This is a genomic window from Pusillimonas minor (assembly GCF_014237865.1).
In the GTDB taxonomy this organism is placed as follows: Bacteria; Pseudomonadota; Gammaproteobacteria; order Burkholderiales; family Burkholderiaceae_B; genus Neopusillimonas; species Neopusillimonas minor.
The window spans coordinates 48602-74467 of the sequence record NZ_JACJUU010000010.1 but is presented as its reverse complement, the minus strand read 5'-3'; the positions used below and the strand labels follow the sequence as shown (position 1 = coordinate 74467).

Sequence of the window (25866 nt, the reverse complement as noted above, 5' to 3'; positions counted from 1 at the left end):
GCAGGGTCTGCGGTGTTTCCCAACCCTTAACGGTTAACCGTCATGTTTGATATCAGTTTTACCGAACTGATGATCATCGGCATTGTTGCCCTGGTCGTCATCGGCCCCGAACGCCTGCCCAAAGTGGCCCGCACATTGGGCCACTTGCTTGGGCGTGCCCAGCGTTACGTCAACGATGTCAAAACCGACATCAAGCGCGAAATGGACGCGGGCGACCTAAACGACGTCAAAAACCAGTTTACCGAAGCGGCCTCGTCGGTAAAAGCGTCTATTGAAGATGCCTCGCGCACCATTCAAGACCCCATGCAAGCCGCCCGCGACGCCGTCGAAAACGCCGGCAAGTCGTTGCAAAGCTCGTTGGTTGACTTTGACGGCTACGAGCCCGACGCAGCGACCAACGAAGCCCACAATAAAACGCTTGCCGACAATACATCGCCGGCAAACAATGCCAGTGGTAATAGCGGCGCATCAGGCCAAGCACAAAAGCCTCAGGCTCAAGACAGCGCCACTGCTTCGCCCAATACGCCTGCAAGCACCAGCGCACCAGAAGACACCAAGCGCGCAACGGCAGCGCCCGCCGCCTCATCCAACAGCAACACCGGAACAACGCCGTGACCACTGAAGACAGCAGCGCCGACACCTTTGTTTCGCACCTCATCGAATTACGCACCCGCCTGATTCGCGCCGTCGGCGCGATTCTGGTCGTGTTTATTGCACTGTTCTTGTACCCGGGCGCATCGGCCATTTACGACGCGCTGGCCCAGCCCATGCTGGCGTCGTTGCCCACCGGTACCAACATGATCGCCACCGGGGTAATTACGCCCTTTATGGTGCCAATAAAAGTAACGCTGCTTGCGGCGTTTGTTATTGCCCTGCCCGTGGTGCTGTACCAGGCCTGGGCGTTTGTAGCCCCGGGGCTGTACAAACACGAGCAACGCCTGGCCCTGCCCCTTATTTTGTCCAGTACCCTGCTGTTCTTGCTGGGTATGGCGTTCTGCTATTTTGTCGTCTTCAAAACCGTCTTCGAATTCATTGCCGGCTTTTCTCCCGAATCGGTCACCCCCGCGCCCGACATCGAAGCCTACGTCAGCTTTGTCATCACCATGTTCATGGCCTTTGGCCTGACCTTCGAGGTACCCATTGCCGTGGTACTGCTGGTTAAAACGGGCATTACTACAGTAGATAAGCTGCGCAGTGCGCGCGGCTACGTTATTGTGGGCGCTTTCGTTATTGCCGCCATCGTAACGCCACCCGACGTCATCAGCCAGTTCATGCTGGCCGTACCCTTATGCCTGCTGTTTGAAGTAGGCCTGCTGGTGGCCAGCCGCATGAAACCACTAAGCGCCGACGCCGAAAACGCCGAAGCTACCGAATAATTACTTAACCATACGCAGCGCTTGCTTGAAGCGCTGCAAAGTGGTCGTGGCAAACATCTGGCTGCGCCCCACCACCCGCGCCGGGGCCAGCCGCCCGCTTTGCACATACCGACGCAACGTCGGCAATGACACCTCAAGGTAGTCTGCTGCCTCTTGGGCCGAAAACGAGGCCTCATCCAAATCGCCGAAAGTTTGCTCGTAGGTGTAGTCTTCGTCGCCAAATGCCCGCCTGGCCAGCAGCGAAAAGAAACGCTCACGCTCAGTTGGCGACAATAGACTCAAAGCCTCAAACAATGTTTCAGCGGTAGGGTATGGGTTCATGCAACTCTCCGGACGTAATCCCGTGCCTTAAGTATCTCTTTAAATCATCGTAAAAATTTTCATGCGGTCCGATTTGATAAAAAATCAGATCGCCCCCAGCCTGGGGGTCGCATTGCCACTCATAAGCCAACAGAAACTCTTGTCGGTTAAAACGGAATTTATGTACACGCATCCCCGCCAAATCGCCTGCTTTAAGTTGACCTGTTTCGGGAGCGTCAGAAATTCGCTCAATTTCGTCAGCAATAACAAGCTGAAGCGGCCGGGGCGCTTTCTTGACGTATTGCATGAAGGGGCGTTTAAATCGCTTTTTCAATGCCATATATTAAATCAAAATTGATTCATAATGAAATCACTTCTGATTTATTTCCCAAGATCGAATATCCGGCCGGAATAGCCGGTTGATTCATCTTACTGACACCGGTCGCGCTACACGCGAACACCCGCAGGTTTGATGCGAGATATTTTTGTGGCGCCCGGCGTGGGGCTAAGGCTAGCGAAGACCAACACAAATGGTAGGCGTATCCCCAATACCATCTTTTGCTCGGGAGGTGCGGACGAATACAAATGATCTCCTAAGGAGTCCAGCTTTTCGTCCCGCACCTCCGGTGGGGCAGTATTACACCGGCGCTACATCTACTTAAAATGGATACTGTATCGGCGTATCCATCACGTCTACTTTGCTGTGTGTACCACTGATTTACCTCACGCGTATTGGCGGCATATAGCCCTTGGTCGTAGTGCCGCTCGATCTCGGCAACACTTAGCTGCTTCCAGTCGGCCGTCATGGCACCCCCAAAAAAGTTGAAATTAACATCTTGTGCGCTATAGCCCTTTGCGCTGGCGATGCCAGCGTTGGGCTAAAGCCGAGCTAACCACTAGCTGCAGCAGATGAAAGATCATCAACGGTAAAACCATGACCCCGGCGACCGACGGCACAAACAGTACCTGCGACATCGGCACGCCACTGGCCAGACTTTTCTGGGCACCCCCAAACAATGCAGTTACCTGATCTTCGTGGCTAAACCCAAAAGCCTTTGCTAGCCCAAACACAAACAGCATCGCCAAGAACAAAAATATCAGGCTTATTGCAACCAGACTTACCACCATTGCAAAGGAGACCTGCTGCCAGATTCCCCCAACCACGGCCGCACTGAAAGCGCTGTAAATAACCAGCAATATCGAGCCACGATCTACAAAAGACAACGCCTTCCCGGCCTTACGAAACGCGCTGTCAAAATATGGGCGCAAAAAATGCCCGGCCAGGAAAGGCAACATAAGCTGCAAGAAGATATTAATGACGGAGTCTATTGGCGAGCCTGTACCGGTCGTTGGCGTAATCAGACCATTAACTAAAAACGGCGTAATCAAGATACCCAGCAGCGTCGAGACCGAGGCACTACAGACAGCGGCGGGCACATTACCCCCCGCAATACCGGTCAGTGCGACCGCAGACTGGACCGTTGCCGGCAGCATGCACAGATACAACACACCCAAATAAAGCTCTGAACCGACCAACGGCAATAGCACCGGGCGCAGAATGAACCCCATCAAGGGGAAAAAAACAAACGTACAACTCAAAATCAATGCGTGCAAGCGCCAGTGTGTCAGCCCATCAATAATTGCCTGACGCGGCAATTTAGCGCCATGCAAAAAAAACAACAGTGCAATTGCTGCTGTTGTGACGTATTTCAGGACGACTGCAAACAATCCGGACGCCGGCAGCAAACTGGCCAACACCACGGTTACAGCCAACAATAACGTGTAATTATCGGGAAGAAAGGGAGCGCGTTTCATGACGCTATTGAACGCCACTTTCAAAAAATAATGAAATTAATTTATCTGATCTATTTATAATATTTTTGCATAAATTAATACTGAGCATGGATGAACATTAGTCTTAAACAGTTGCAGGTTTTCCGCGCTGTGGCGGCCGAACGCAACTTCAGCAGAGCCGGCGAACTCGTTGGGTTAACACAGCCGGCAGTTAGTCGCGCCATCAACGAACTCGAATACCAACTAGACCTGCGCCTGTTCGATCGCACCACCCGCGATGTGCAACTGACCCAAGCGGGGCAAATTTTGGCCCAACGCCTGCCTCGCTGGATCGATGAGCTTGAAAATACCCTGAATGAACTGCATAGCTGGGCACACAACCGCGTAGGCAAAGTTCGACTAGCCAGCAGCCCCACATTGTCGGCGGCACTCATGCCACACTGCCTTGCACTTTGTGCCCAACAAGAACCCGGGCTGCACGTGATATTGCTCGATCGCATTCAAGAAAATGTCCTGAACAGCATCCTGACGGGTGAGGTCGATTTCGGCATTATCGTTGAGCCCGACTCGGCGACCATGCGAGAGCTCGATTGCGAAACCCTTCTAACCGACCCGTTTGTGGTCGTTTGCCCTGAAAACCACCCCCTGGTTCGCCCTAAAAATGGCCGTCACAAGACGCCCGGATGGTCCGACTTATCTGGCTCAGATCTTATTTTGCTAGACCGAGCCTCGGGCAGCCGCCGCCTGATCGACGAAGTGCTAAGTCGGCAGGACGTCCGACACCAAGTGGTACAAGAGGTTGGCCATGTGACGACAGGCTTCGAGATGGTTCGCGCCGGTTTGGGCATAAATGTTGTGCCCAGCCTGGCTGTCCCCGAAACCGGGCTGCCCGGATTAGCGGTCGTTTGTCCCAGGCCAATCAGACACCGTCGCGTCATGCTCGCACGGCAAAAAAACAAAACGCTGGCACCACTGGCCAGCACGCTATGGACTATCGTGAAATTGAGCACGCAGCAAACAATGCAGCGACGCAAATCACTGTGAACTAGGCCCGCTTTTTAAGTACTTGCACAAACCAGCCGTAGCCGCTGACGGTGACGATACCAATACCCACGAGCAGCGCGCCAATAAGGAAGCTGGTGTCCAGGGGTTCGTTCAGCAGCCACACACCAAAGATAACGCCGAACATCGGGGTCATGAACGAGAAGACGCCAAGGCGAGAAGCAAGGTATTTTCGTAGCAGCCAGAACCAGGTCAGGAAGGTAATGAATGAGACCACAATGCCTTGGAACAGGACGCTGCCAATGGCAACAGGCGTTGGGTTAACACTGGCCTGGCCCAATGCCACGGCAGCCACCAGCAACAAGACAAACGCCCCCACCAATTGGTACATCAAGGTCAGCGTAGCCGGTGTGTTCGACAACTTCGAGCACCGGATGACCACGGTGGTCGCCCCCCAGGCAGCGCCGGCCAGCAAGCCTAAAAAGTCACCCCACAGCATGTCGGCGGCCTGACGGGGGTTGTCGCTGTTGTCGGGGCCAAAAAACGCCACTGCCACGCCAATAAAAGCGACCAGAATGCCTACCCATTGGGCAGGCGCCAGCCGTTCTTCGGGCAAGCGCCAATGCAGCCCAATGGCGGCGAAAAAAGGCGCGGTATACAAGAACACCGTCATGTGCGAGGCCGTGGTGTAACGCAGGCCTTCGCCCATCAGCAAGAACTCGAGGGCAAACAAAAAACCCACCAACAACCCCGGGCGCCACGTGCCGTCGGCAAACGACACCGGCACGCGTTGCCAGAGCATAAGCAAGCCCACCAGGACAATGGCAATACCCGACCGGAAGGCAATTTGAAGAATAGGCGCAATATCGGGCCCTGCCGCCTTGATGGCAATTTGCTGAAACGCCCAAATCATGCACAGCACCGTCATGATGCCAACGGCGCTGGTATCAATTGCCTTACGTGAATCCATCTCCCACCCTTCAATATCGATTGTTGTTTTGTTCAGGGTGTAACCATAGCAAAGCGCACAAGAAAAGGGTAGGCGTCAAAGGCTTGTGCGTGCGGGCTGAACGTCAAATGTTCGGCCGGAGTGCTCGGCTTGCCACAGGTCGTAATCGGCCTGCATTTGCAACCACATAATGGCACTGGGCGCGGGGATCCATTTCGATAGCCGCAACGCAAGGTCGGGAGTTACGCCGGCGCGCCCATTAATAAAGCGCGAAAACTGAACACGCGACACACCAAGCTGGCCGGCGGCCTGAGTCACCGTAAGGCCTAGTTCAGGCAGCACATCGTCTTTAAGAATACTGCCCGGATGAGGTGGATTATGCATCTGCATATTATTTACCCGACACTTTAATGATAGTCACAGTAATCAACCACAATGGCATCTTGCCCATCGAACATAAACACAAGTCGCCAATTGCCATTTACCCAAATCGACCATTGGCCTTGAAACTCAAGCCCGCGCAATGGATGCAACCGCCAACCCGGCACATCCATATCGTCTGGGCATGCTGCTCGACTCAACGCCATAAGCTGCCGCTGAAGCTTTGCCGCATGAGTCGCCTGAATTTTTGCTTTGGAGCCCGTTTCAAAAAATAACTGAATACCTTTGTGGCGGAAGCTTTTGATCATTATTATATCCTGTATCTATACTAGATACAAAAAAGGAATTTCGTCAACGAACAGCGTACGCTTGGCGGTGCATACTCAGCAATGCTGCGCAGGTCAAAACTATCTACCCGCTGCACCGGCATTACAAACGAGCGACTAAGGCAGCCGCAGCGGTAAGAACCTGTGCGACGGCCTGTACAACCGCCATGCGCAACACTGGCAATGCCCCTAATTGACACGGCTTTGTACCGGTATTGCAGACACTCGGTCAAACACAATTCACGGTAAACTCGGCATGAACTAAACCCCGTCGTTCACTTAACCCCTTCCTTTCTTGCCATGCTTCGCAGATTTGTCGTTCAGGCCACGCCCGATAACCCCAGCTCCGTTGAAATACTTACCTGCATTTCAACTTGCATGACACGTAACTGGCCGCATGCGCGAGCGACGCTCGACCAGCTGGAGGGCGCGGCGGCGGCATTCAAGCAGGGCGCAACGCCAGTGGGTTCGGTCGAATTCATGCGGCAAGCCATGATGGTGACGGGTATCAAGGTGCCTGCTGCGCTTAACTACCCCAAACGTTTGCAAAAATGGCTGCATCGCGACATTAAAGCCTGCCGTAAGGGCGACTTGCCCGCCGAGGGTGAATGGTTTGTGAAACCTGCCGTGTCTACCAAGGCTTTTAGGGGCGGGGTCTACGGCATGGAAGAGGTCAAGCAAATTGACCGGCTGACCACCGAAAACTACAACGCGCCGCCCACCGAGCTGGCGGCCCGCAGCGATGTTGAGCTGCTGCGCAACCTGCCCAACGATTTTCCGGTTTGGTATGCGCCACCCGTGTCGTGGCAAAGCGAATGGCGGTTTTACGTGCACCGCGGGATGATCAAGGGCGCGGCCCGCTACGACAAAGGGCTGGATTCTGCCCCGGCGCCCGAACGCAATACCGTGGCACGAATGGTGTCAGACCTGGCTTTCGACGCCCCCATTGCTTACGCCCTGGACGTGGGTATTTTAGAAAACGGCGAAACCGCCCTGGTGACCATGAACGACGCGTGGGCCCTGGGTTTTTACCCGGGCACGCTGGCCCCGGAAAGCTACCTGGACATGCTGCGCGACCGCTGGATACAGCTTATTCAGCCCGGGCATGTGTCTTTGTTCTAGGCTAATCGGCGTCGTGGTTGGCCATGCCCCGGCGCACCACAATAGGTACCGCACCTAACTGCTTTTTTGCCACCCACTGCGCCAAAGAAGCATCGAGGTAGTCGGTGTGGCTGGGAAACCAGCGCGCCAGTTCGGCTGCCAGGCGCCGGGCTTCAGACGGGTCGCCCCCGTTTTGCAGGTACGCAGCAACCTCTCGCATCGACCCCAGCACGGCATTGTGTTCGTTAGTGTGACATTCGCGCGCGGGAAACGCGGTGCTGTTCATGTAGTGCTCTTCTTGCGAAAAGTGGCGTTCGCTATGCTCGACAAGCGCCTGCAAATGCCCCAGTATCTGATCGTCGTCGGCCTTTAGCAGGGCGCCAAGAATATCCACGAATTCGCGATGGGTAACGTCCATCGGGTCGAAACCCACCAAAAAGGCATCGGTCCAGGTCAGGTCTTGTGGGGCGGCGGTCTGCATGACGAATACTCGGCAAATTCGATAATGGCTTCCATAATAGCAAAACCCCGGCAATTGCCGGGGCAAAACATGCGACGAACGCGCTGTGTTTCGGGTTCCGGATTTCGGGCTATACACGACTGGAACACAGAGCAATCAAAAGATCGCCCGCCCAGCGAGCATGCAACCTCGCATATCCGAGGGCAGAAGGCGCACGTACCCTCGCGGACAACACCTTTAGCGCCCCGCTCCCCGACAGTTGCCTTTACACTTTAAAAATAGTGCCGAAACTTAAGGTTAAAGCCATGGTCGCGCCGGCCGGGTGACAGCAGCCCCGAATAACCAGCCTGCAGCACGCTGTGCTTGCCCACCGGGGTCGACACCGTGAACGCAGCTTTAAGGGCGTGCGCGGCAATGCCATGGCCGTGCGACGTAAACGTCGTGCCGCGCGCACTATCACGAAACGACTGCCGCGACTTAAAGTGGCGGTCGGCATACGCATAGCGCCAGGCCAGTTCGGCCTGCAACATACCCAAACCGCCTACCGTTTTAAACGCATGCGACGCCTTCAACCCCAACACGCTGAACGCGGCCCAGTCTTGAGCGCGTGCGTAACTCAGCGCGCCTGCACCGCCTTGTTCGGTGTGGGCGTTAGTTGTACTGTGCACCAGCGCCACCTCTATAAACGGAGACAACCCCGTAAAGGGCGACAAGCCCGCCAGCAACGCCAGTCGACCAAAAATCTGCATGCTTCGGCTGTTTGAAACGCTACGCAGGGCATCACGCCAGCGGCCGATTTCAAGGGAACGCGACGTTTTAAACGTATGCCAGGCCACCGAAAAACCGGCGTCAACCTGCACCGGGCCGCGCACTGCGCCCACGTCGGCCCCGACATGCAGACTATTAATGCGCGTGTCGGCACCACCGCCACGAATTACGGCATTGCCAACCGAATCGGCCGACGCACCGCTATTTGGGCCACCCGGAAGGTCGTCACCCCCCGAAGGCGCCAAAACCAGTGTGCCATCGGGCGCCGCCGTTTGCCGCATATGGCGTGTGTCGGCCCCTGCAAACACACCCACTTCCGTCAGGTGGTTGACCAAATGCCGGACGCCCACCGTAAAGCCGCGCAACGACCGATGAAAATCACCGACGCTACCCGCGGCCCGCCCGGAGCCCTGCGCACCATACGCGCTGGACCACACTTTGTTGCCACGCTCCCCCCACGCCCGGCTACCGATTACCGCTTCGCGCACAAACCGGCTGTCGTCCAGCGCACCTGCGCGCACCGTGGCCGGCCATGCCCCCGCCAACTGACGATACGCGCTGCGTGCGCCATCGCGGTCCAACACGACAATGGCGTCGTACACCTGAGGCAAGTCTTTTACACCGGGCACGCCGTCAGGCGGCGCATCAATAATGTCGGCCACGGCGTCTTCGTCGTCAGTAACCGCCGGGTCGCCCAGCGCAACATCGTTTCGGGCCAGCGTCAAAGACACCGACGTTTCATCGTAGGCCAGCAGCGGCGTCAAAAACGCCAGATTGCTGGTGACGCCGTCGAACCGGGTGTCATCAAACCCGCCGTCGGCCGTCAAAAACCGATACGAGGTTGACGGCTTCCAGTCGCCCGCGCCCGCCAGGGCCTGAACGTTGCCGGCCAACACGGCCTGGCCGCCCACAGCCAGCACGTCGTGCCGGCCATCGGCCTCGACCTCGATAGACAGCGTTGACCCTTCGTCGAAACGCACATTGCCCGGCACGCGCAGCACGCCAATACTGGCCCCGGGCGCCAGGGTTGCACCATCGCGCACCCACACCGACGCAATCGAGCCGGTGCCTTCCAACCGGCCACCCGACGCCACCTGCACCGACCCGCCAAACCAATCGTTAACGGCCAGGGTGCCCGCCCGCACCACGGCCGCGCCGGTATAGCCCAAGGCATCTTTGGCCAAAACCAAGCGGCCGTTTCCGGTTTTCTCGAAGGCAGCCGCGCCCGACACAATGCCGTCATGTGTCGCCTGACCGCTGTCGACATGCCAACTGACCGCAGCACTACGCGCAGGATCATTCACCCGATACACCGGCGGCACAGGCTGCGTGGTCATGTCGATGGCGTCGAACTGCACATTGCTGGCCACCGTAACGCCGGGCGCATAGGTTAGCGTGGCACCCGTATTGGCTTGTATGCCCGGCCCCACCGCCCCGTTAACGCCAACCACCAGCCCGCCTTGCAACACGCGCGTCACCCCCCGGTAGCTGTTGTCGCCGGTTAGTGTCAGCGCGCCGCCCCCCAGCTTGATCAGGCCATCGAGCGAGCCAAGTGCATTGCCAATGCGCCCGGCCAGCGTCGCCTGCGTGCCGTCGGCAACATCAAGCAATGCCGTGTCGCCAATCAGGAAATCGGTCGCGCTGACGTAATCGGCAGCCTGAATTTCCCATACCCCGTCGGGGAAAAAAGCGGGGGCAGATGCCGACTGCATTTGCCCCCATGCCATTTGCGCGCCCAATAACGCCTGCAACATTACAGCGCCCGCCCCAACAACCAACCCCTTGCACCGCCACAGCTTTTTTTCTGTTCTCATCTATGGTGTCCTTAAGTGGATTCGCCCGCCACGGGTGTGACAAACTACGCGCATTATGACTATTCTGGTAATTATCACAATGTGAAAACACCTATAGACATTTTTGTTCCTGAAAGATAAACGCGCGCGTCAGGTAAAAACCATAAAAAAATAACAATAAACACGCCAAAAAAAATTTTATACCGCCAGCCAGACGCCCACAGGCCATCTGGCCGGGCGATTTTCGGGGAACTTTCTGCGACAATCACGCACAAAGGATTACAATACCCCTAAAACCGTAACAAAACCCGACGGGCACCGACACCATGTCGTACCAGCTACCCTGCTTTGTTCTGAGCTCTTCCGACGAGGCCGCGCACCGCGAGCCCATACGCGCTCGCCTCGAAGCCAAGGGTTTGCGTGTTACATTTTTTCCCATGGTCGAACGCGGCAACATCACCGAACGCAACCTTGGGTCGTATGTCAATGCGCAAAAAAACAAGTCCGAATACGGTGACGTTCTGACGCCCACCAACGTTTCGGTGGCGCTTAGCCATTTAAATGTTTACCGGCATATTCTTAACCACCACCTGCCCGGCGCCGTCATTCTTGAAGAAGACGCCGATGTCAGCGATGCGCTGGTGCAATTGCTAGACACAAAATCCGGCGAAAGCCTCGAGCACCTGTTTGGCTCGTACGAACCGGTCGTGGTGCAGTTAACGCATGTGGCCCAGGCCTACCGCAGCCAACGCCGCGACATTGGCAGCACACCCTTCAAAATGATGCGGCCTTACGGTACGGTGCGCCAGTCGCGCGGGTACTTTATTACCAACGCGGCCTGCCACAACCTGGTTAAAACCCAATACCCGGTCTGGACAAGCGCCGACCACTGGGAAGGCTTTGTCGAACAAGACATCTTCCGCTTGTGGGCGTTAACGCCCAACCCCGTCTGGGCCTGCGACCCGGCCGCCGAAACCGCCCCCATCAACCAGCCCGTTGCCCGCCCCACCAAACTGCTTGCCCCCGTCCACCGCGTCTGGGACAAGGTCGTCACCGAAAACATCCTGGTCCGGCGCCTGCCCAAGCACCCGCCCGTGCGCTAGCCAGCGGGTTACACCAATTGTGCTAGATGCACAATTAATATAGACTAAGTGCAAATATCACAACCAAAGGGTGGTTATGTCTGCACATCGCCAACCGCAAGTTACCCCTGACACCGTTTTAGCCAAGGCGGTCATCAACGCCGCTCAACAACTGGGCCTTAACCAGTCGCATCTGGCCGATGTCATTGGCATGCATCGCACAGCCGTCAGTCGCTTAAAGGGCAACGGGGAGCTCGACCCCAAATCAAAACAGGGTGAACTGGCATTATTACTTGTCCGGTTAGCCAGGGCCTTGTATGCCCTTACCGGCGGCGACCCGGCCTGGGCGCATCATTTCATGACTTCGCCTAACTGGGCAACCGGCGGCATACCCGCCCAACAGATCAAAACGGTTCAGGGTCTGGTTACGGTTTTGCAATTTGTCGACAGTATCAGGGGTAAAGTTTAATGATTTGGGCGCAATGCAACGGCGCCACACACATTGGCCCCATACACGGCACCCTGCACCGCCTGGTCGAAAGCCAAGAGCAAATTGCCACGCGCAATTACGTCGACACGCTTGAAGAGCAGGGCATTTTGGAAGACCTGCTTGAAAAGACCAAGCCGCCCTACCCCCAGGGCAGCCAGGCCTTGCATTATTTGTTGCGAACGCCGTTTCGCTACCCGCCTCTGCCGTGGGGCTCACGTTTTGGTCAGCGCCACGAACCCAGTCTGTTTTACGGCGCTACCCGTGTCGAAACCGCCCTGGCCGAAGCGGCATACTACCGGTTTGTATTCTGGCATTCTATCGATGCGCCACCACCAAACCCCAAGCTGCAGTCACAACACACGATGTTTGGCGCCAGCTACAAAACGCAACAGGGGGTCAGGCTACAGCATCCACCCTTCACGCAATATGCTGGCGTACTTACCCACCCCACCCGCTACGAAGAAAGCCAACAACTTGGCGCCGACATGCGATTGGCCGGTGTTGAAGCCTTTGAATACATGTCAGCACGAGACCCTGAGGGCGGAACTTGCATTGCACTTTTCACCCCACAGGCCTTTGGCAACACGCAGCCCTTGTACAAAGAGGCCTGGTTTTGCGAGGTTACAGCCACACATACCGCTTTCAAACGGCTTGACGAGCCAGGTCTGTACACGTACCCGCTAGCGCATTTTTTGGTCGACGGCCATTTCCCGCTCCCGGCCGCCTGACGTCAACGTCTTACGGGTGGCGGTTGAGGCCGTCGCCTAACGCCGTGGCCTCGATCGTCATGCAAGGCACACCGGGGTCTTTCTCGATATGTACAAGACCATCGGCAAGGCGGTAGGTCAGGTAGTGTAAATGCCGGGGGTTAGACAAGACCCTGGCATTGAACACCACAATATTTGTGCCCTTCGGGTCGTGGGCAGATCGCGTCAACAACCCGGGGTGCCCTTCCCGGTGCATCCGTTCACCCACCGACTGCGGTAATGCGTAATCGGTGGGGTGCACCAAACCAGGGTGCTCGGGCGTTACCGGCCGAAGGTCGATAAGTGCTGCGTCGCAGGCCACAACAAACACCTTGCGCTCGGCCACCACCGACTCGTGCTGAAAACCCGCGTCGGCCAGCAAGCCACCGTACCAGTGCCAGACAGATTCGTGCACAGTTGTCGCAACCGACTGCGAACCATACCAAACGCCAAACGAGCCATCTGAAAAGCGGCTTGCACGCCAATGCAAAAACGGCCACTGAATTGCGTTAAACCAGACCGCGTCTTCGAAGGGCCGATCAATAACCGGCACCGATGACAGGTACGGGGGTGGCTTGACCTCGGCCTCGATATTTTGGGCCAGCGCCCACCCCGCCGGGTCATCTGTCAGGTCATCGAACAAGTCTTGCGACTGCCTCAACGACACCACGTTCCTGAACACGTCTTCATGAACATCGAGCAATGTCAGGTGGTCAAAGACGGCGCTCATGCGGCGGCCCTGCCTATACGCCCCGGGCACGGTCAAGATAGGCACGCACCATCAGCAGCCCCGCAAACCCCCAATCTTTAATGACCTCGATGGGGGTACGGTTATCGAACGCTTTATTGCGCGTCGTCATCCAGCGGTAGGCCAGGTCGCGATTATGCGGAAAAAGCAATCGCAGGCTTTTATGAATACCCAGCAAATGTCCCACACGTTCGTATTGGTCCCGACTAGAACCAATGGCCTCGCCCTTTCGGTAGCGCGCCAACGCCGCCCGATTGCTGGCAGCAAGGCCCAATAAAGCGGCCTGGTCTTCGGTGCCCAGCTTCCAGTGATCGAGCAACGACATGACCATTTTGGCTAACGTCCCACGATCGTCGGAAACCGGCGCATCGCGCTTTGCAACTGCAGTCATGGCTTACCCCCAATGTTTCGATAACACATAAGGTCAGTATAACGATGTGTTTTTATAGAAACAATATTTGTTGTGACAATAACATCACGCCCGGGCGGCCAGGTCGGCCACCCAGGCGGTGTTGTCCAGGTACCATTGCACCGTTTTTCCGTGTTTCTATTAGCATGCAGATACTTTTGCATCGTTTATTGCATTTATTGCGCTTGCGCATACAATCTTAAGGTAAGCAATAACCAATCGTCAGCAGTTCATGCGCCCCAGGAGGTCAAATCATGCGTACCCTCGATCGAACACGTGAGGTCTCGCCACCCTTGCTAAGCCCTAAAGACAAAGAAATGGTTCGCGTCGCTCAACGTTGCATCATGGCTGCGCTGGATCACTCGCGCGCGGCGTCTATTACTCTCACAACCGATACGGGCGAACATCCTACGGTCGATGTTCCACCTGCGGCGCTTAAATTAATCGGCCAATTGCTTGGCGCCATGAGCGAAGGTCGGCCAATTGTCATGATGCCGACTGAGCAAGAGTTCACAACTGTTGAGGCAGCTAACTTCCTGAACGTATCGCGGCCTTTTGTGATTAAAGAAATCGAAGCCGGCAAACTGCCACATCGAAAAGTTGGATCACATCGTCGTATAGCACTTGAAGACCTCTTGGCTTACGCCAAAAAAATGCATGCAGACCAAGCTGCTGCCCTTGAACGCATGGCCGACAACGCGCGCGATCTTGGCCTGGATTACTAATGGCCGGGCACGTTGACTGTATCGTTACCAGCAACCTTCAAGATTTCCCATCCGATGTGCTTGCACCTTTTGGACTTGAGGCGGTTGACCCAGATACTTTCATCATTAACCAATGGGATCTCAACCCGGTCAATGCTATTGCCGCATTCAAAAGAATGCGAGCGCGACGCAAAAAACCTGAGGCCAGCCCCATCGATTTCGCAGATGCCCTGGAAATCGGCGGCCTACCGACAACAGCTGAACGCCTTAGAGCTGCAGCGGAACTGATTTAAACATCACGCCCGGGCGGCCAGGTCGGCGACCCAGGCGGTGTTGTCCAGGTACCATTGCACCGTTTTGCGGATGCCGGTTTCGAAGGTTTCGGCCGGTCGCCAGCCCAGTTCGCGCTCGATGCGGGTGGCGTCTATGGCGTAGCGGCGGTCGTGGCCGGGGCGGTCGGTGACGAAGGCAACTTGCGCCGCGTACGACACGCCGTCGGCGCGGGGCTGCAACTCGTCAAGCACGTTACACAGCGTATTCACCACCGACAAGTTCGCCTTTTCATTCCAGCCGCCCACGTTGTACACCCGGCCCAGCTCGCCCGCTTCCAACACACGCCGCACGGCCGCGCAGTGGTCAGACACAAACAACCAGTCGCGCACTTGCTGCCCGTCGCCGTAAATGGGTAACGGCTGCCCCGTCAACGCCCGCTGAATACACAGCGGAATGAGCTTTTCGGGGTACTGGTACGGCCCGTAATTGTTAGAGCAATTGGTGGTCACCACCGGCAAACCATAGGTATGGTGCCAGGCCCGAACCAGGTGGTCGGACCCGGCCTTGCTGGCCGCATACGGGCTGTTGGGCGCGTGGGGGTGGTCTTCGGTAAACGCCGGCGCGGTGGGCGACAACGTGCCGTACACCTCGTCGGTAGACACGTGCAAAAACCGGAACGCGGCCTGCCCGGCAGCATCGAGCCCCTGCCAATACGCGCGTACCGCTTCCAGCAAGCGAAACGTGCCCACCACATTGGTTTGCACAAAGGCCTCGGGCCCGGCAATGGAACGGTCAACATGCGATTCGGCTGCAAAATGCACCACCGCACGCGGTTGGTGGGTAGCCAACAACTGCGCCACCAGCGCCGTATCGGCAATATCGCCCTGCACAAAAATATGGCGCGGGTCGGCGTGCAACGACGCCAGATTAGCCCGGTTACCCGCGTAGGTTAGCGCATCGAGGTTAACCACAGGCTCGTCGTTAACCGCCAGCCAATCCAGGACAAAGTTACTACCAATAAAACCGGCACCGCCGGTGACAAGAATCATGATGTGAAGACGCCCTAACGCCAATTACTTAAGAACCGTCCAGATTGTACGCGCTTGCGATACGGGTCAGTATGTCGGCTTTACTACCCCGCACGCCTATGGCGTTAGGGTCTAAAGAATCATCAGAAGACACCGCATCAATAAATTGCCGCATATGTGTAGCGATTTTTCCCTCAACATGGCAACTGCTCCGTCAGTTCATCAATTGCAAGTTGAAGGCGGTCATCAGCGCTGTCTTGCAAACTTAAAATCAAAGACAACACATCAACCGTCTTGCTGTCTTCTTGAAGAAAAGGGCTGTAACTCCAAAGCTGCCACTCTGTGGCGCCTGGCATAGGCTCTGGTACTGGCACCAACTGCCGACCAAAATCCCGCCAAGCCGCCATATGAACTGCATAAACAGGTATTTGCGGCGGGGATATGAGCGTGTACTGGGCCAATGCACTTTGCCCCGCGAGCCTTGCCGGCAAACCGGCCAAGTTGGCCGTTGTCAACGTCCAGACCGTGCGCTTAACCGGATTACGCATAAGAGGGCGCGCCCGCTCCCAAGTCGCGCGGGCTGTATCAGACATTTCCAAATAGGTACGGCGCCCATCTCGATCAACTGAAGCAAGCCCACTCGCATTCAGCTCGCGCACCGCACGCGAGAGCGTCATCGCCGTATAACCCAGTTCGATCATAGTTTCTGACGGGTACCAGCGCGACGACCAGGTGGAGCGTAACAACCCACGAATAAGCAAGGCTTGAGTCGACGGGCTAAGCAAGAGCTCGGCATCTGATTGTCGCTTTCGAAAATACTCCCGCAAATCAATGCCCAAATCGGGCAAATACAACTGGTTGCCCGGCACAATAAAAGGCACTTTCTGTTCGATTAACCGTTTGCGCTCGTACGACGCCAGCGCAGTAGCCACATACACAACCCGTCTACCAGCCAACGACCCGATCGTGTCGACCTGACGTTGAATATTACCCACTGACGGCTTGGCGAGTCTTTTCTCGGCAGCCAAGATCACACCATGCCCGAGCAAATCCATCGTCCAGAGCTCGAATGCATCTTGCAAATAGTAAGGCAGTTGGCCACTACCCGCCCAAGGCTGAGCCTGCAGACCTGTTAGCCCCAATACCTGGTGCAGATATTGCGTAATAAGTTTAATAAATAGTGGCACGGCGGCAACGCCAAATTAACGCTAATAACGCACAATAACAAAAGCCATGTTAAAGCGCAAAATTATGTTAATGATGCTTGTTAACAACCAAGACCCACCACAACCGCCACTTGCCACTACGACGCTAAAAAATCACTGCCAGATGCACTTACCACGGCAAACTAAACCCCATTGCCTCGCAGCGCTGGGCTGCAAACGTACCGAAGCGAAAATCGAACGCAAAGTCTTTGCCTTCGACCGTTTTAAGCATGCCCGACACATTGGCAGGCGGCGTGGCCGGCTGGTTTAAGCCTGACGTCAAACCCGACAAAAGACCGGATGGGGCCTGCACCTGAGCGCGCTCGCCCAGGCCGTCGGCCCGCGCACAAAACGCGCGTACCGGGCCAGTGCTGTCTTGCACCTGCAGGGCATTAACCTGCACCGACACCGCCCCCGGCACCGACGACAACGTTGTTAAAACCGCCTGCTGCTCGGCAGCGGTGGCGGCCCGCTTGGGGGTGTCGGCAATGGCCTCGATCACCCCGGCCGGGGTGATGTCGTCGCCCGTGACGGGGCCGGTACAGGCCGACAACGCCAGCATAAACGGCACAAGCCAAACACCGGCCCATGGCCTTCGGCCCGCAGGCACCCCCGAAACCAAACGCGCCCGCGACGCCACGCGCGCCCCCGAAAGCTTCTGCATCTTGCTGCGCGATTTCATTGTTTATTCCTTGTTCTTACTTGTACTGAACTGGGCCACCACTGCTGTAACCGCCAGCACAAGCAGCCAAAAGAATGGCCTGGCCATTATAGCCAGCGGCCCCCGGGGCCGGGCTGCCCCGTTATAATTAACAATATATTTTGTAACAACGCCTTGGGCACCATTGCCGGGGCGCCAACCCCGGTTTACCCATGCCCAAGCCCCACAACACCCCAAACAACCCGTTGCTGCAGTTTGCCTACACCAAAACCCGCCGCGAACACCGCAAACAAAAATGGGCCAACAGCCTGTACAAACGGCTAACCAAGCGCACCCTGCAGCTATACGTACCGGCCCACAACTGGGGCGGGGCATTTATAAAGTCGGCCGACAACGAATACGACGATGCCCTGCTGGCCGGCAAAGACCGCTACAGCGCATTTGACCCCAAAAATTACGACATTTTTGACGTGCAAGTTGAGCCCGCTACCGAAAAACTGGGCCAGCTGTTTAACGACCTGCACACCCGCGGCGCACGCAATGGCACCATTAAAATTGACGTAGAAGGCTACGAAAAGCAAGTACTAACAGCCATTGCCACCGCCCTGCCCGCCGGCCTTAGCACCTACATTGTGTTTGAAAACTGGAAAGACGGCCTTGACCTAAGCGATGTACTGGCGCGCACAACCGCCCAGGCCCGGCTTTACTTGCTAGACGAACACAAACCTGGATTTTTTAGCCGCCTGCGCAGCCGCACCACCCTGCTGCCCGTAGACACCGCCAGCGCCGCCGGAACCTACATTTTGCACCTGCAACACGCGTAAACACCATGGCCGGCATTGTTGTTTTTATTCGAAGCATGCACGCCCTGGGCGACCAGCTGGTGGGCTACCCCTTGCTGTACCAGCTGCACCAGCAATACCCCAACCACCGGGTAACCGTGGTTGCTCACGACCCGGTGGGCAACTATTACACCCAGCTGCCCTGGGTACACCAGTTTGTACACGCCACCATGGCCGCGCAAAAGTACCGCAGCATTGCCAAAGACACCGAAATTATCATTGCCCTGCACCACAGCAGCGAACTGTACAGCCTGCTAGGCGCCATTAAACGCATACCGGTGCGGCTAGGCTTTAAAAACAAACGCGCCACCGATTTTTTATGGACGCACCGCCTGCCCAAAGACATTAACCAATACATTGGCCTGGCCAACCTGCAACTGCTTGGCCAGTTGCACCCCTTTGACACCGGCCAGGCCGCGCGCCACAGCATGGCCTGGCTGGCCAGCCAAAAAAACACCCCCGTCGAACACACCGATGTCGTCTTTATGGTGGGCGGCGGCGCGGGCGCCTTCAAGCGCTGGGGCATTGCCAACTACACCGCGCTGGCCCAGCGCCTGCAGCACCACCTGGGGCCAAACACCACCTTTACCTGTATTTTGGGCCCCGCCGAAACTAGCGAACTGGCCCAACTACAGCAAATCAACACCCCCCATTTGCGCCTGATGGTTAGCCGCCCCCTGGCCGAGATTGCCGACCTGTGCCTGAACGCCAAGCTTATTGTGGCCAACGACTGCGGGCCGTCGCATATTGCGCAAAATACCGGCACCCCCTACGTGGGCTTGTTTAACGAGCCCAACCCCGAATGGTTCTGGCAGCGCCCAAACACCCGCGCCGTGACCCCACCCCAGGGCACAATCGACATACAATCGGTGTCTATTGAATGCGTCGAAGCGGCCTGTTGCAATGCACTCAAAAATATATCAAACGAGAGTAAAACCGCCATGGTCGCCTGACCAGTAGCATGTAATAATTATTACCTTTATTTGCTATTAACCAGGCCGCAAATGACACACCTTCTTGAGCATAACGCCTTACGGTTGGAATCAGCGGGGAAAGACTGCGAAAAACACATAATTAACGCATTTTCAAGCTGCGGTATCACCGCGACGTGCTACGCCTACAAGTTTCGCGTTAAAAGCGAAGCAAAACTGGTTGAAAAAGTACACAGAAAGGTAAAGGAAAAACCACAATACGGCCTTGCCTCAATAACTGACGTACTTGGACTTAGATTAATCACACTCTTTCGTCACGAAATCCCTTCCGTCCTCAGACAAGTTTTACTACTCATCAAACACGAACAAGCGGTCGAACCTAACCCTTTCGAACAAAACCGCCTGGACGAGGTCATTGTTTACACTAACGCTCTTGAGCACGACCCATTTCTAACTGAGTTAAAAGGTACGCTTTCGTCCGAGAACGTCACAGCTACATATCGGCAATCACCAGAAGGCTACTCAAGCGTTCACATTGTTTCACGCAGCACCCACAAAGCGAAACTCAAAACCACTGGGGCAAACGAAACAAACCATCAGCTTCCAGTCGAAATACAAATCAGATCTGTATTCGCAGATGCCTGGGGGGAAATTGACCACCGATTTGGCTATTCTGTTCGCACCGGGAAATCCGGCATCAGCACTCTGCATAACAGCGCACTGGTTCAGCCCCACTTAAAAGTACTCAAACAATTCACTGATGCCTGCGCCGTATACGCTGACACTATTTACGCCTCGGCCCACGCCCCTGCAAGCTTGACCGACACGACCGGAAAAATCGAATCAGTCCCTTCAGACGACGAAGTCCTAAATCGCTTCACTGCCCTTGGCATCCCGACGGCCTTCCGTGACCAATACGTTCAAGGCCGAAAACTGCGCGAACAAGCGCTTAATTCAATTGAAACCGATCGCACAAAAGGAAAGGAGCAATGCCTTGAGGCTGCCGCATATTTTCTTTCATTACAGCATGAAGCATCAAGCAAACTGACGCCAGAAAAAGGGCTTGGCTTGTACCAGTTTTACGCAAAAATGAACGAAGCGCTTTGCCTGCTGTCAACCGACTCCCCACAACACGTCATATCGGCCGAAGCAATTTACGTGAAGCTTCGCGAAAGCTATCCGAATTTTTTACTGGTTTGGTTTCGGCTGGCACAAGCTTGTGCCAAACTCGGCAAAACCTCCGAGGCTATTGCCCTGTTCAAAAATACTGCAGAACAGGCAAAATTAGTTGCCAACAAATATGCCAACCAACAATCCTGGCCCGACGAGCTCCCAAGAACGGACCACGAACACATCGCCCCCCTACTACCAAAACTTTTGGGTTACCAATACTGGAAGCAATCCCAACAATCGACCGACAATAGCGCACAACTTGAGTCACTTGCCTTGGCGATTGACGCCACCGTAGAAAGCTTTGACCACCAAGGCGCCGACTACAAAATAGACAACAATATTGTTTATTACTCAACCGAATACCTTGCAAAATTCAAAGGCCCTCCCAACGATGAAACGCATAAAATCGAGTCTCTGCTAAGCCGCAGCCTCATCAAATTAGAGGCTTTTCTAGATAAAACCCCTCTGCAACAAGATATTTCAGTACTAGAAACGATGATGTTCGCATACAACTTCTTGCACCGTACCGAACAGGCATACATACTTTCCACGCGTATCCTCGAGATCGTCAAAGACTCAAAAGACGCCGGAGACCCAACCGAAGTACTTGAAATAACACGAAGCGCCCTCGCGATCCAAGCCTTGCACGCACCGTCGTCAAGCCACAGCACCACTCTTGACAGCTAGATCAACCTGTTGTCTACTTAAGCAGAGGCTATCTTTCCAGGAGACCGCCATGAAACAACGTCCTAACAACGATGGGTAGATGCACATTATCAGCGACACCCCAGCCAAACTAAAAAGCTCGCAAAGTGCGGGCTTTTTTACTGTGTCTTTAGCCTGAAAGCCACACGCCCATGCACACCACCCTCTGGCAAAACCTGGAACGCGCCGTTCAGCAAACGCAACTGTCAAAAGACAGTTTGCGCTTAATTCCGGCCGCCGGGATAACGCTGGACGTCAGCGCGCAGCGCTGGTCTGACGACATTGCGGCCGCTGCACAGGCCTTGCTAAACCACCACCAGTTTGCCGAGCGGCGCAACGCCTTGCTGCAGGGCGGCATTGCCAACCCCACCGAAGGCCGCGCGGCTTGGCACACCGCCCTGCGGGCCGCCGCCCCCATTCGCGACGTGGCCGAAGAGCGCCAGCGCGTTACCGACTTTGTGCGCCTGGCCGACGCCGAGCGCCGTTGGCGCAATGTGATACACATTGGCATTGGCGGCAGCGACTGGGGCGTGCGCCTGGCCGTAGGCGCTTTTGGTTACGCGGGCACATGGCGCAACGTGCGCTTTGCCGCCAATATCGACGGCCACGCCATGGCCGGCGCCATGGCCGGGCTAGACCCGCGCGACACCCTGGTTGTGGTCGCGTCCAAGTCGTTTACCACCAGCGAAACCCTGCAAAACGCCCAGCGCGCCATCGAATGGTTAAAAGGCGCCGGCATTGCCGACCCCTACCAGCACATTGTGGCCATTACCGCCAAGCCCGACGTGGCCCAAGCCTGGGGCGCGCACCCCAGCCGCATATTTAAACTATGGGACTGGGTGGGCGGGCGGTTTTCGTTGTGGTCTTCGGTTGGGCTAACCATTGCCCTGGCCGTAGGCATAGAGGCCGTAGCCGGCCTGCACGCCGGGGCCGCCGCGATGGACCACCATTTTGCCCACGCCCCATTTGCCAGCAACGCCCCCGTGCAAATGGCACTGGCAGGCGTGATTAACCGCAGCATTTTGGGTTACGGGTCGTTAAACATTGCCCCCTACGACTTCAGGCTAGGTTACCTGGTACCCTATTTGCAGCAGCTGGAAATGGAATCGTTAGGCAAGTCGGTAGACCTAAACGGCAACCCCGTGGCCATGGCCACCGGCCCCGCCGTATGGGGCATGCCCGGCACCGACGCCCAGCATACGTTTTTTCAGTGGCTGCACCAAGGCAGCGACGGCGCCCCGGCGGACTTTATTGTGTGCCAACATGCCGACCACGTCTGGCCCGAGCACCACACCCGCCTGCTGGCCAACTGCCTGGCCCAACGCGAGGCCCTGCTAAGCGGCAAAACCCAGGCACAAGCCTACGAAGAAGGCCTGGCCCGCGGCCTAACGGCCGAACGCGCCCAGGCCCTGGCCAAACACTGTACCCACCCGGGCGGGCGGCCGTCTAACCTGGTTGTGCTGCCCCAGCTTTCGCCCTATACCCTGGGCGCGTTACTGGCCCTGTACGAGCACAAAGTGTTTACCCAGGCAGTGTTCTGGAACATTAACCCGTTTGATCAGTGGGGGGTGGAGTATGGCAAGGCCCTGGCCGGCCACATTACCCACACTTTTTTGCACCAAACACCAAAAACAGGCCCGCACGATGCGTCTACCACGCATTGGGTAACCACATTTAGCCCACCAGATAACGCCCTAGAATCGGCACCATGACGCTAACCCTTGTTTTAGCCGCCCTGACGGCGTGGGCGCTAACCGGCCTGTTGCGGCGCTATGCCCTAAGCCGTAATGTGCTGGATATCCCCAACGAACGCAGCTCGCACACGCAACCCACGCCGCGCGGTGGCGGCGTGGCTTTTGTGCTGGTATTTACCGTTTTTGCGACTGCCATGGCGCTAAGCAACAACGGCCTAACGCCCGCCCTAATCGGGCTATTGGGCGCCGGGCTGCTGGTGGCCATTACCGGCTTTATAGACGACCACACCCCCCTGCCTGCCCGCTGGCGGCTGGTAGGCCATTTTGCGGGGGCGCTATGCCTGCTTTGGGCCTTTAACGGCTTACCTACGTTTAACATTTTTAATACCCCGTTAAACCTGGGCGCCTGGGGCTGGCTGCCTGGTGCGTTATATATTGTGTGGCTGCTAAACCTGTACAACTTCATGGACGGCATTGACGGCCTGGCCGGGGCCGAGGCCCTATGCGTGGCCGGCGGTGGCGCTTTGCTATACGCCCTGCTGGGCCACACCCAAATGTTGTGGCTACCGTTACTTTTAACCTGTAGTGTGCTGGGGTTTTTAGTGTGGAACTTCCCGCCTGCAAAAATTTTTATGGGCGACGCAGGCAGTGGCTTTTTAGGCATTACCCTGGCTGGGCTTAGCCTGCAGGCCGGCCATATAGACCCCAACCTGTTTTACAGCTGGCTAATTTTGCTGGGTGTGTTTGTTGTAGACGCCACCCTAACCTTGCTGCGCCGGCTGGCGCGCAAACAAAAGGTATACCAGGCCCACCGCAGCCACGCGTACCAATACGCATCGCGCAAACTAGGCAGCCACAAACCCGTTACCCTGGCCGTTATTGCCATTAACCTGCTATGGCTTTTACCACTGGCCACTGCCACGGCACTGCAATACATTAACGGCATAACCGCATTGGCTATTGCCTATGTGCCGCTGGTTATAGCCGCCTGGCGTCTTGGCGCCGGGCTACCCGAGCCCGGCACTACCCAACCTACCCACACCATGCCCGCCCAGCACCCATGAAATCGTTGCGCTCTACCCTTGTTTTATTGTTTGACCTGCTGTGTGTTGTTGCCGCCTGGCTAGGCGCCTTTTTGCTGCGCTTTAATTTTGAATGGCCCTACGGTTACGAAAAGACCCTGTGGCTAGGGCTGGTGCCGCTGCTGTTTACCCAGGCCATTGCCTGCAAATGGGCCGGTCTTTACCGGGGTATGTGGATTTTTGCCAGCATTCCAGACCTGCGCCGGGTGCTTAAAGCCGTGGCTAGTTCTGCCATTGTGTTGCTGGTTATGGCGTCGCTTGCCCCACAGCATGTTACGGTGCCGCGGTCTATTGTGTTGTTGTACCCCATATTGCTGCTACTGCTGATGGGGGGTGGCCGCATTGCCTGGCGCATGTACAAAGAACACCGCCTGTACAACCCCCGGCACGGCCAAGGCAAGCCTGTGGTGGTTATTGGGGCCGGCACGGCGGGCGCCATGCTTGTGCGCGAACTAGAACGCAGCCCCGACTGGCACGTTGTCGCTTTGGTAGACGACGACCGCAATAAATGGGGGCTAGAGGTTTCGGGCTGCCGGGTAGAGGGCGGTACCGATGCCCTTGAACAAACCCTGACGCGTTGGGAAGCCAAACACGCCATACTGGCGTCGACATCGGCCACCCGCGAGGTTTTACAGCATATTACCCAGGCCGTTAGCCAGGCCAAAGCCCAGCTATTTACCGTACCCGGCCTGAACGAGCTAATGAGCGGACGCGTGGCCATTAACGCCATGCGCCCGGTAAAAATAGAAGACCTGCTGGGCCGCGCTACGGTAGACATTGACACCGGCAACGTCGCCCACATGCTGCAAGGCAAACGCCTGCTGGTTACGGGTGCCGGGGGGTCGATAGGCAGCGAACTGTGCCGCCAACTGGCCCGCTTCGACCCAGCCGTTATTGTGCTGCTAGACGCCAGTGAGTTTGCCCTTTACACCATAGACCAATGGTTTAAAGTAAACAGCCCCAACACTGCCATTGTGGCTTTGGCCGGCGACGTTAAAGACAACCATCGCCTGCAGGTTATTTTTGACGAATGGCAACCCCAGGTCGTGTTCCATGCCGCCGCGTACAAGCATGTGCCCCTAATGGAAGAACACAACGCGTGGCAAGCCGTGCGCACCAATGTGCTGGGCACCTGGCTAGTGGGCCAACATGCCTTACGTGTAAAGGCCGAACGGTTTGTGCTGATTTCTACCGATAAAGCCGTTAACCCCACCAATGTAATGGGGGCCACCAAACGCATGGCAGAAATGGCCTGCGAGGTGTTGCAGCGCCAAGGCAATGGCACTACCTGTTTTCAAATGGTGCGCTTTGGTAATGTACTGGGCAGCACCGGCAGCGTAATACCCAAATTTCAAGAACAAATTGCCGGCGGTGGCCCCGTTACCGTTACCCACCCCGAGATCACCCGCTACTTCATGTCTATACCCGAAGCAGCACAATTAGTTCTGCAAGCGGCCACCATGGGGAAAGGGGGGGAAATTTTTGTACTGGACATGGGTGAGCCGATAAGAATTGTTGACCTGGCCAAAAACATGATCAGGTTGTCGGGCCATACAAAGGGCGACATAACCATTGAATTTACCGGCCTACGTCCGGGCGAGAAACTGTACGAAGAGCTGCTGGCAGACAGCGAGAACACGCTACCCACACACCACGACAAACTGCGTATTGCGCAAGCCAGGCCCGTGCAGAATGAATTTGAGTTATTTGTATGCACAATGGCCGGAACCCATACCAGCACCCATTTTGAAGATGGGGGCGTGCGAGACCTGTTAAAAGAATGGGTGCCCGAATACCAACCCACCACTGACACCACCGAACTTACAATACGCCTTTAAGTAC

28 protein-coding genes are annotated in these 25866 nt (G+C 56.2%); 15 read left to right on the top strand and 13 right to left on the bottom strand.

Annotated elements, in window-relative coordinates; genetic code table 11:
* The first annotated feature begins 42 nt into the window (after positions 1-42).
* Positions 43-615 (top strand): Sec-independent protein translocase protein TatB, encoded by a 573-nt coding sequence (tatB, locus tag GTU67_RS12030; RefSeq protein WP_185780312.1) that lies wholly within the window; start codon positions 43-45, stop codon positions 613-615.
* Positions 612-1376, top strand: a complete 765-nt coding sequence (gene tatC / locus GTU67_RS12025; protein ID WP_185780311.1) for a twin-arginine translocase subunit TatC — start codon at positions 612-614, stop codon at positions 1374-1376. Before tatB ends, tatC begins: the two co-directional genes overlap by 4 nt.
* Here the strand turns inward: tatC and GTU67_RS12020 are convergent, their stop codons facing one another.
* The 3 genes from GTU67_RS12020 to GTU67_RS12010 form a co-directional block, all read right to left on the bottom strand.
* Positions 1377-1697: a helix-turn-helix domain-containing protein gene (locus GTU67_RS12020; RefSeq protein WP_185780310.1), complete on the bottom strand. Its 321-nt coding sequence runs from the start codon at positions 1695-1697 to the stop codon at positions 1377-1379. It lies immediately after the preceding gene.
* A complete protein-coding gene (locus tag GTU67_RS12015) occupies positions 1675-2016 on the bottom strand; it encodes a type II toxin-antitoxin system RelE/ParE family toxin (RefSeq protein ID WP_249417694.1) in 342 nt (113 codons plus the stop codon). Before GTU67_RS12015 ends, GTU67_RS12020 begins: the two co-directional genes overlap by 23 nt.
* Positions 2017-2519: 503 nt before the next feature.
* Positions 2520-3491, bottom strand: a complete 972-nt coding sequence (locus GTU67_RS12010) for a bile acid:sodium symporter family protein (RefSeq protein ID WP_185780309.1) — start codon at positions 3489-3491, stop codon at positions 2520-2522.
* Between the two features lie 90 nt (positions 3492-3581).
* On the opposite strand from GTU67_RS12010, the gene GTU67_RS12005 reads away from it, so the two are divergent.
* On the top strand, positions 3582-4514 hold the full coding sequence (locus tag GTU67_RS12005; protein ID WP_185780308.1) for a LysR family transcriptional regulator: 933 nt from the start codon (positions 3582-3584) through the stop codon (positions 4512-4514).
* A 1-nt stretch (position 4515) separates the two neighbouring features.
* Here the strand turns inward: GTU67_RS12005 and GTU67_RS12000 are convergent, their stop codons facing one another.
* The 3 genes from GTU67_RS12000 to GTU67_RS11990 all read right to left on the bottom strand — a co-directional run bounded on the left by GTU67_RS12000 (position 4516) and on the right by GTU67_RS11990 (position 6110).
* On the bottom strand, positions 4516-5442 hold the full coding sequence (locus tag GTU67_RS12000) for a DMT family transporter (protein ID WP_185780307.1): 927 nt from the start codon (positions 5440-5442) through the stop codon (positions 4516-4518).
* A gap of 75 nt (positions 5443-5517) precedes the next feature.
* Entirely contained in the window at positions 5518-5811 is a 294-nt protein-coding gene (locus GTU67_RS11995) for a HigA family addiction module antitoxin (protein ID WP_185780306.1), read from the bottom strand.
* A 17-nt stretch (positions 5812-5828) separates the two neighbouring features.
* Positions 5829-6110, bottom strand: a complete 282-nt coding sequence (locus tag GTU67_RS11990; protein WP_185780305.1) for a type II toxin-antitoxin system RelE/ParE family toxin — start codon at positions 6108-6110, stop codon at positions 5829-5831.
* 396 nt (positions 6111-6506) lie between these two features.
* Here GTU67_RS11990 and GTU67_RS11985 point away from each other — a divergent pair, with 396 nt between their 5' ends.
* On the top strand, positions 6507-7250 hold the full coding sequence (locus GTU67_RS11985; RefSeq protein WP_185780304.1) for an ATP-grasp domain-containing protein: 744 nt from the start codon (positions 6507-6509) through the stop codon (positions 7248-7250).
* A gap of 1 nt (position 7251) precedes the next feature.
* Here GTU67_RS11985 and GTU67_RS11980 read toward each other — a convergent pair whose 3' ends face one another.
* Both GTU67_RS11980 and GTU67_RS11975 read right to left on the bottom strand, forming a co-directional pair.
* Positions 7252-7710 carry a hemerythrin domain-containing protein gene (locus tag GTU67_RS11980; protein ID WP_185780303.1) on the bottom strand — a complete coding sequence of 153 codons (459 nt, stop codon included), beginning with the start codon at positions 7708-7710 and terminating at the stop codon, positions 7252-7254.
* A 251-nt stretch (positions 7711-7961) separates the two neighbouring features.
* Complete coding sequence (locus GTU67_RS11975) at positions 7962-10271, bottom strand: autotransporter outer membrane beta-barrel domain-containing protein (RefSeq protein ID WP_185780302.1); 2310 nt, start codon at positions 10269-10271, stop codon at positions 7962-7964.
* A 305-nt stretch (positions 10272-10576) separates the two neighbouring features.
* Between GTU67_RS11975 and GTU67_RS11970 the strand changes: the two genes are divergently transcribed.
* The 3 genes from GTU67_RS11970 to GTU67_RS11960 all read left to right on the top strand — a co-directional run bounded on the left by GTU67_RS11970 (position 10577) and on the right by GTU67_RS11960 (position 12550).
* A complete protein-coding gene (locus GTU67_RS11970) occupies positions 10577-11353 on the top strand; it encodes a glycosyltransferase family 25 protein (RefSeq protein ID WP_185780301.1) in 777 nt (258 codons plus the stop codon).
* 76 nt (positions 11354-11429) lie between these two features.
* Complete coding sequence (locus GTU67_RS11965) at positions 11430-11801, top strand: MbcA/ParS/Xre antitoxin family protein (RefSeq protein ID WP_185780300.1); 372 nt, start codon at positions 11430-11432, stop codon at positions 11799-11801.
* Positions 11801-12550: an RES family NAD+ phosphorylase gene (locus GTU67_RS11960; RefSeq protein WP_185780299.1), complete on the top strand. Its 750-nt coding sequence runs from the start codon at positions 11801-11803 to the stop codon at positions 12548-12550. Before GTU67_RS11965 ends, GTU67_RS11960 begins: the two co-directional genes overlap by 1 nt.
* A 10-nt stretch (positions 12551-12560) precedes the next feature.
* On the opposite strand, the gene GTU67_RS11955 is transcribed toward GTU67_RS11960, so the two are convergent.
* Both GTU67_RS11955 and GTU67_RS11950 read right to left on the bottom strand, forming a co-directional pair.
* Positions 12561-13298: an RES family NAD+ phosphorylase gene (locus GTU67_RS11955; protein WP_185780298.1), complete on the bottom strand. Its 738-nt coding sequence runs from the start codon at positions 13296-13298 to the stop codon at positions 12561-12563.
* Between the two features lie 13 nt (positions 13299-13311).
* Positions 13312-13707: an MbcA/ParS/Xre antitoxin family protein gene (locus GTU67_RS11950; protein WP_185780297.1), complete on the bottom strand. Its 396-nt coding sequence runs from the start codon at positions 13705-13707 to the stop codon at positions 13312-13314.
* 272 nt (positions 13708-13979) lie between these two features.
* On the opposite strand from GTU67_RS11950, the gene GTU67_RS11945 reads away from it, so the two are divergent.
* Together GTU67_RS11945 and GTU67_RS11940 are read left to right on the top strand one after the other, a co-directional pair.
* Entirely contained in the window at positions 13980-14450 is a 471-nt protein-coding gene (locus GTU67_RS11945) for a helix-turn-helix domain-containing protein (protein ID WP_185780296.1), read from the top strand.
* The gene (locus tag GTU67_RS11940) at positions 14450-14722 is read left to right on the top strand and encodes a VapC50 family PIN domain-containing toxin (RefSeq protein ID WP_185780295.1); all 273 of its coding nucleotides are present in this window, start codon (positions 14450-14452) and stop codon (positions 14720-14722) included. The genes GTU67_RS11945 and GTU67_RS11940 overlap by 1 nt, the downstream gene beginning before the upstream one ends.
* Before the next feature lie 3 nt (positions 14723-14725).
* Here the strand turns inward: GTU67_RS11940 and rfbB are convergent, their stop codons facing one another.
* The 3 genes from rfbB to GTU67_RS11925 all read right to left on the bottom strand — a co-directional run bounded on the left by rfbB (position 14726) and on the right by GTU67_RS11925 (position 17617).
* A complete protein-coding gene (gene rfbB / locus GTU67_RS11935) occupies positions 14726-15751 on the bottom strand; it encodes a dTDP-glucose 4,6-dehydratase (RefSeq protein ID WP_221893361.1) in 1026 nt (341 codons plus the stop codon).
* Positions 15752-15924: 173 nt separating this feature from the next.
* Positions 15925-16812: a hypothetical protein gene (locus tag GTU67_RS11930; protein ID WP_249417693.1), complete on the bottom strand. Its 888-nt coding sequence runs from the start codon at positions 16810-16812 to the stop codon at positions 15925-15927.
* Between the two features lie 253 nt (positions 16813-17065).
* The gene (locus tag GTU67_RS11925) at positions 17066-17617 is read right to left on the bottom strand and encodes a hypothetical protein (RefSeq protein ID WP_185780293.1); all 552 of its coding nucleotides are present in this window, start codon (positions 17615-17617) and stop codon (positions 17066-17068) included.
* 191 nt (positions 17618-17808) lie between these two features.
* Between GTU67_RS11925 and GTU67_RS11920 the strand changes: the two genes are divergently transcribed.
* From GTU67_RS11920 to GTU67_RS11895, 6 genes are all read left to right on the top strand, one after another.
* The gene (locus GTU67_RS11920; RefSeq protein WP_185780292.1) at positions 17809-18420 is read left to right on the top strand and encodes a hypothetical protein; all 612 of its coding nucleotides are present in this window, start codon (positions 17809-17811) and stop codon (positions 18418-18420) included.
* A gap of 5 nt (positions 18421-18425) precedes the next feature.
* Positions 18426-19391: a glycosyltransferase family 9 protein gene (locus GTU67_RS11915; protein WP_185780291.1), complete on the top strand. Its 966-nt coding sequence runs from the start codon at positions 18426-18428 to the stop codon at positions 19389-19391.
* A 51-nt stretch (positions 19392-19442) separates the two neighbouring features.
* Positions 19443-21230, top strand: coding sequence for a RelA/SpoT domain-containing protein (locus GTU67_RS11910; RefSeq protein WP_185780290.1), 1788 nt, complete (start codon positions 19443-19445; stop codon positions 21228-21230).
* Positions 21231-21400: 170 nt separating this feature from the next.
* Entirely contained in the window at positions 21401-22960 is a 1560-nt protein-coding gene (gene pgi / locus GTU67_RS11905; RefSeq protein ID WP_185780289.1) for a glucose-6-phosphate isomerase, read from the top strand.
* Positions 22957-24006, top strand: a complete 1050-nt coding sequence (locus GTU67_RS11900; RefSeq protein ID WP_185780288.1) for an MraY family glycosyltransferase — start codon at positions 22957-22959, stop codon at positions 24004-24006. The genes pgi and GTU67_RS11900 overlap by 4 nt, the downstream gene beginning before the upstream one ends.
* Positions 24003-25862, top strand: coding sequence for a polysaccharide biosynthesis protein (locus GTU67_RS11895; RefSeq protein WP_185780287.1), 1860 nt, complete (start codon positions 24003-24005; stop codon positions 25860-25862). Before GTU67_RS11900 ends, GTU67_RS11895 begins: the two co-directional genes overlap by 4 nt.
* Positions 25863-25866: the final 4 nt, after the last annotated feature.

Excerpts from the sequence above, each read along its gene's own strand:
- GTU67_RS11910 (WP_185780290.1), top strand. The coding sequence starts at position 19,443 with ATGACACACCTTCTTGAGCATAACGCCTTACGGTTGGAATCAGCGGGG.
- GTU67_RS11940 (WP_185780295.1), top strand. The coding sequence starts at position 14,450 with ATGGCCGGGCACGTTGACTGTATCGTTACCAGCAACCTTCAAGATTTC.
- GTU67_RS12015 (WP_249417694.1), bottom strand. The coding sequence starts at position 2,016 with ATGGCATTGAAAAAGCGATTTAAACGCCCCTTCATGCAATACGTCAAG.
- GTU67_RS11900 (WP_185780288.1), top strand. The coding sequence starts at position 22,957 with ATGACGCTAACCCTTGTTTTAGCCGCCCTGACGGCGTGGGCGCTAACC.
- GTU67_RS11965 (WP_185780300.1), top strand. The coding sequence starts at position 11,430 with ATGTCTGCACATCGCCAACCGCAAGTTACCCCTGACACCGTTTTAGCC.
- GTU67_RS11960 (WP_185780299.1), top strand. The coding sequence starts at position 11,801 with ATGATTTGGGCGCAATGCAACGGCGCCACACACATTGGCCCCATACAC.
- GTU67_RS11925 (WP_185780293.1), bottom strand. The coding sequence starts at position 17,617 with ATGAAATCGCGCAGCAAGATGCAGAAGCTTTCGGGGGCGCGCGTGGCG.
- GTU67_RS11995 (WP_185780306.1), bottom strand. The coding sequence starts at position 5,811 with ATGCAGATGCATAATCCACCTCATCCGGGCAGTATTCTTAAAGACGAT.
- rfbB (WP_221893361.1), bottom strand. The coding sequence starts at position 15,751 with ATGATTCTTGTCACCGGCGGTGCCGGTTTTATTGGTAGTAACTTTGTC.
- GTU67_RS11955 (WP_185780298.1), bottom strand. The coding sequence starts at position 13,298 with ATGAGCGCCGTCTTTGACCACCTGACATTGCTCGATGTTCATGAAGAC.
- GTU67_RS11920 (WP_185780292.1), top strand. The coding sequence starts at position 17,809 with ATGCCCAAGCCCCACAACACCCCAAACAACCCGTTGCTGCAGTTTGCC.
- pgi (WP_185780289.1), top strand. The coding sequence starts at position 21,401 with ATGCACACCACCCTCTGGCAAAACCTGGAACGCGCCGTTCAGCAAACG.
- GTU67_RS11950 (WP_185780297.1), bottom strand. The coding sequence starts at position 13,707 with ATGACTGCAGTTGCAAAGCGCGATGCGCCGGTTTCCGACGATCGTGGG.
- GTU67_RS11915 (WP_185780291.1), top strand. The coding sequence starts at position 18,426 with ATGGCCGGCATTGTTGTTTTTATTCGAAGCATGCACGCCCTGGGCGAC.
- GTU67_RS11985 (WP_185780304.1), top strand. The coding sequence starts at position 6,507 with ATGACACGTAACTGGCCGCATGCGCGAGCGACGCTCGACCAGCTGGAG.
- GTU67_RS11980 (WP_185780303.1), bottom strand. The coding sequence starts at position 7,710 with ATGCAGACCGCCGCCCCACAAGACCTGACCTGGACCGATGCCTTTTTG.
- GTU67_RS12000 (WP_185780307.1), bottom strand. The coding sequence starts at position 5,442 with ATGGATTCACGTAAGGCAATTGATACCAGCGCCGTTGGCATCATGACG.
- GTU67_RS12010 (WP_185780309.1), bottom strand. The coding sequence starts at position 3,491 with ATGAAACGCGCTCCCTTTCTTCCCGATAATTACACGTTATTGTTGGCT.
- GTU67_RS12020 (WP_185780310.1), bottom strand. The coding sequence starts at position 1,697 with ATGAACCCATACCCTACCGCTGAAACATTGTTTGAGGCTTTGAGTCTA.
- GTU67_RS11990 (WP_185780305.1), bottom strand. The coding sequence starts at position 6,110 with ATGATCAAAAGCTTCCGCCACAAAGGTATTCAGTTATTTTTTGAAACG.
- GTU67_RS11975 (WP_185780302.1), bottom strand. The coding sequence starts at position 10,271 with ATGAGAACAGAAAAAAAGCTGTGGCGGTGCAAGGGGTTGGTTGTTGGG.
- tatB (WP_185780312.1), top strand. The coding sequence starts at position 43 with ATGTTTGATATCAGTTTTACCGAACTGATGATCATCGGCATTGTTGCC.
- GTU67_RS12005 (WP_185780308.1), top strand. The coding sequence starts at position 3,582 with ATGAACATTAGTCTTAAACAGTTGCAGGTTTTCCGCGCTGTGGCGGCC.
- GTU67_RS11945 (WP_185780296.1), top strand. The coding sequence starts at position 13,980 with ATGCGTACCCTCGATCGAACACGTGAGGTCTCGCCACCCTTGCTAAGC.
- GTU67_RS11970 (WP_185780301.1), top strand. The coding sequence starts at position 10,577 with ATGTCGTACCAGCTACCCTGCTTTGTTCTGAGCTCTTCCGACGAGGCC.
- GTU67_RS11895 (WP_185780287.1), top strand. The coding sequence starts at position 24,003 with ATGAAATCGTTGCGCTCTACCCTTGTTTTATTGTTTGACCTGCTGTGT.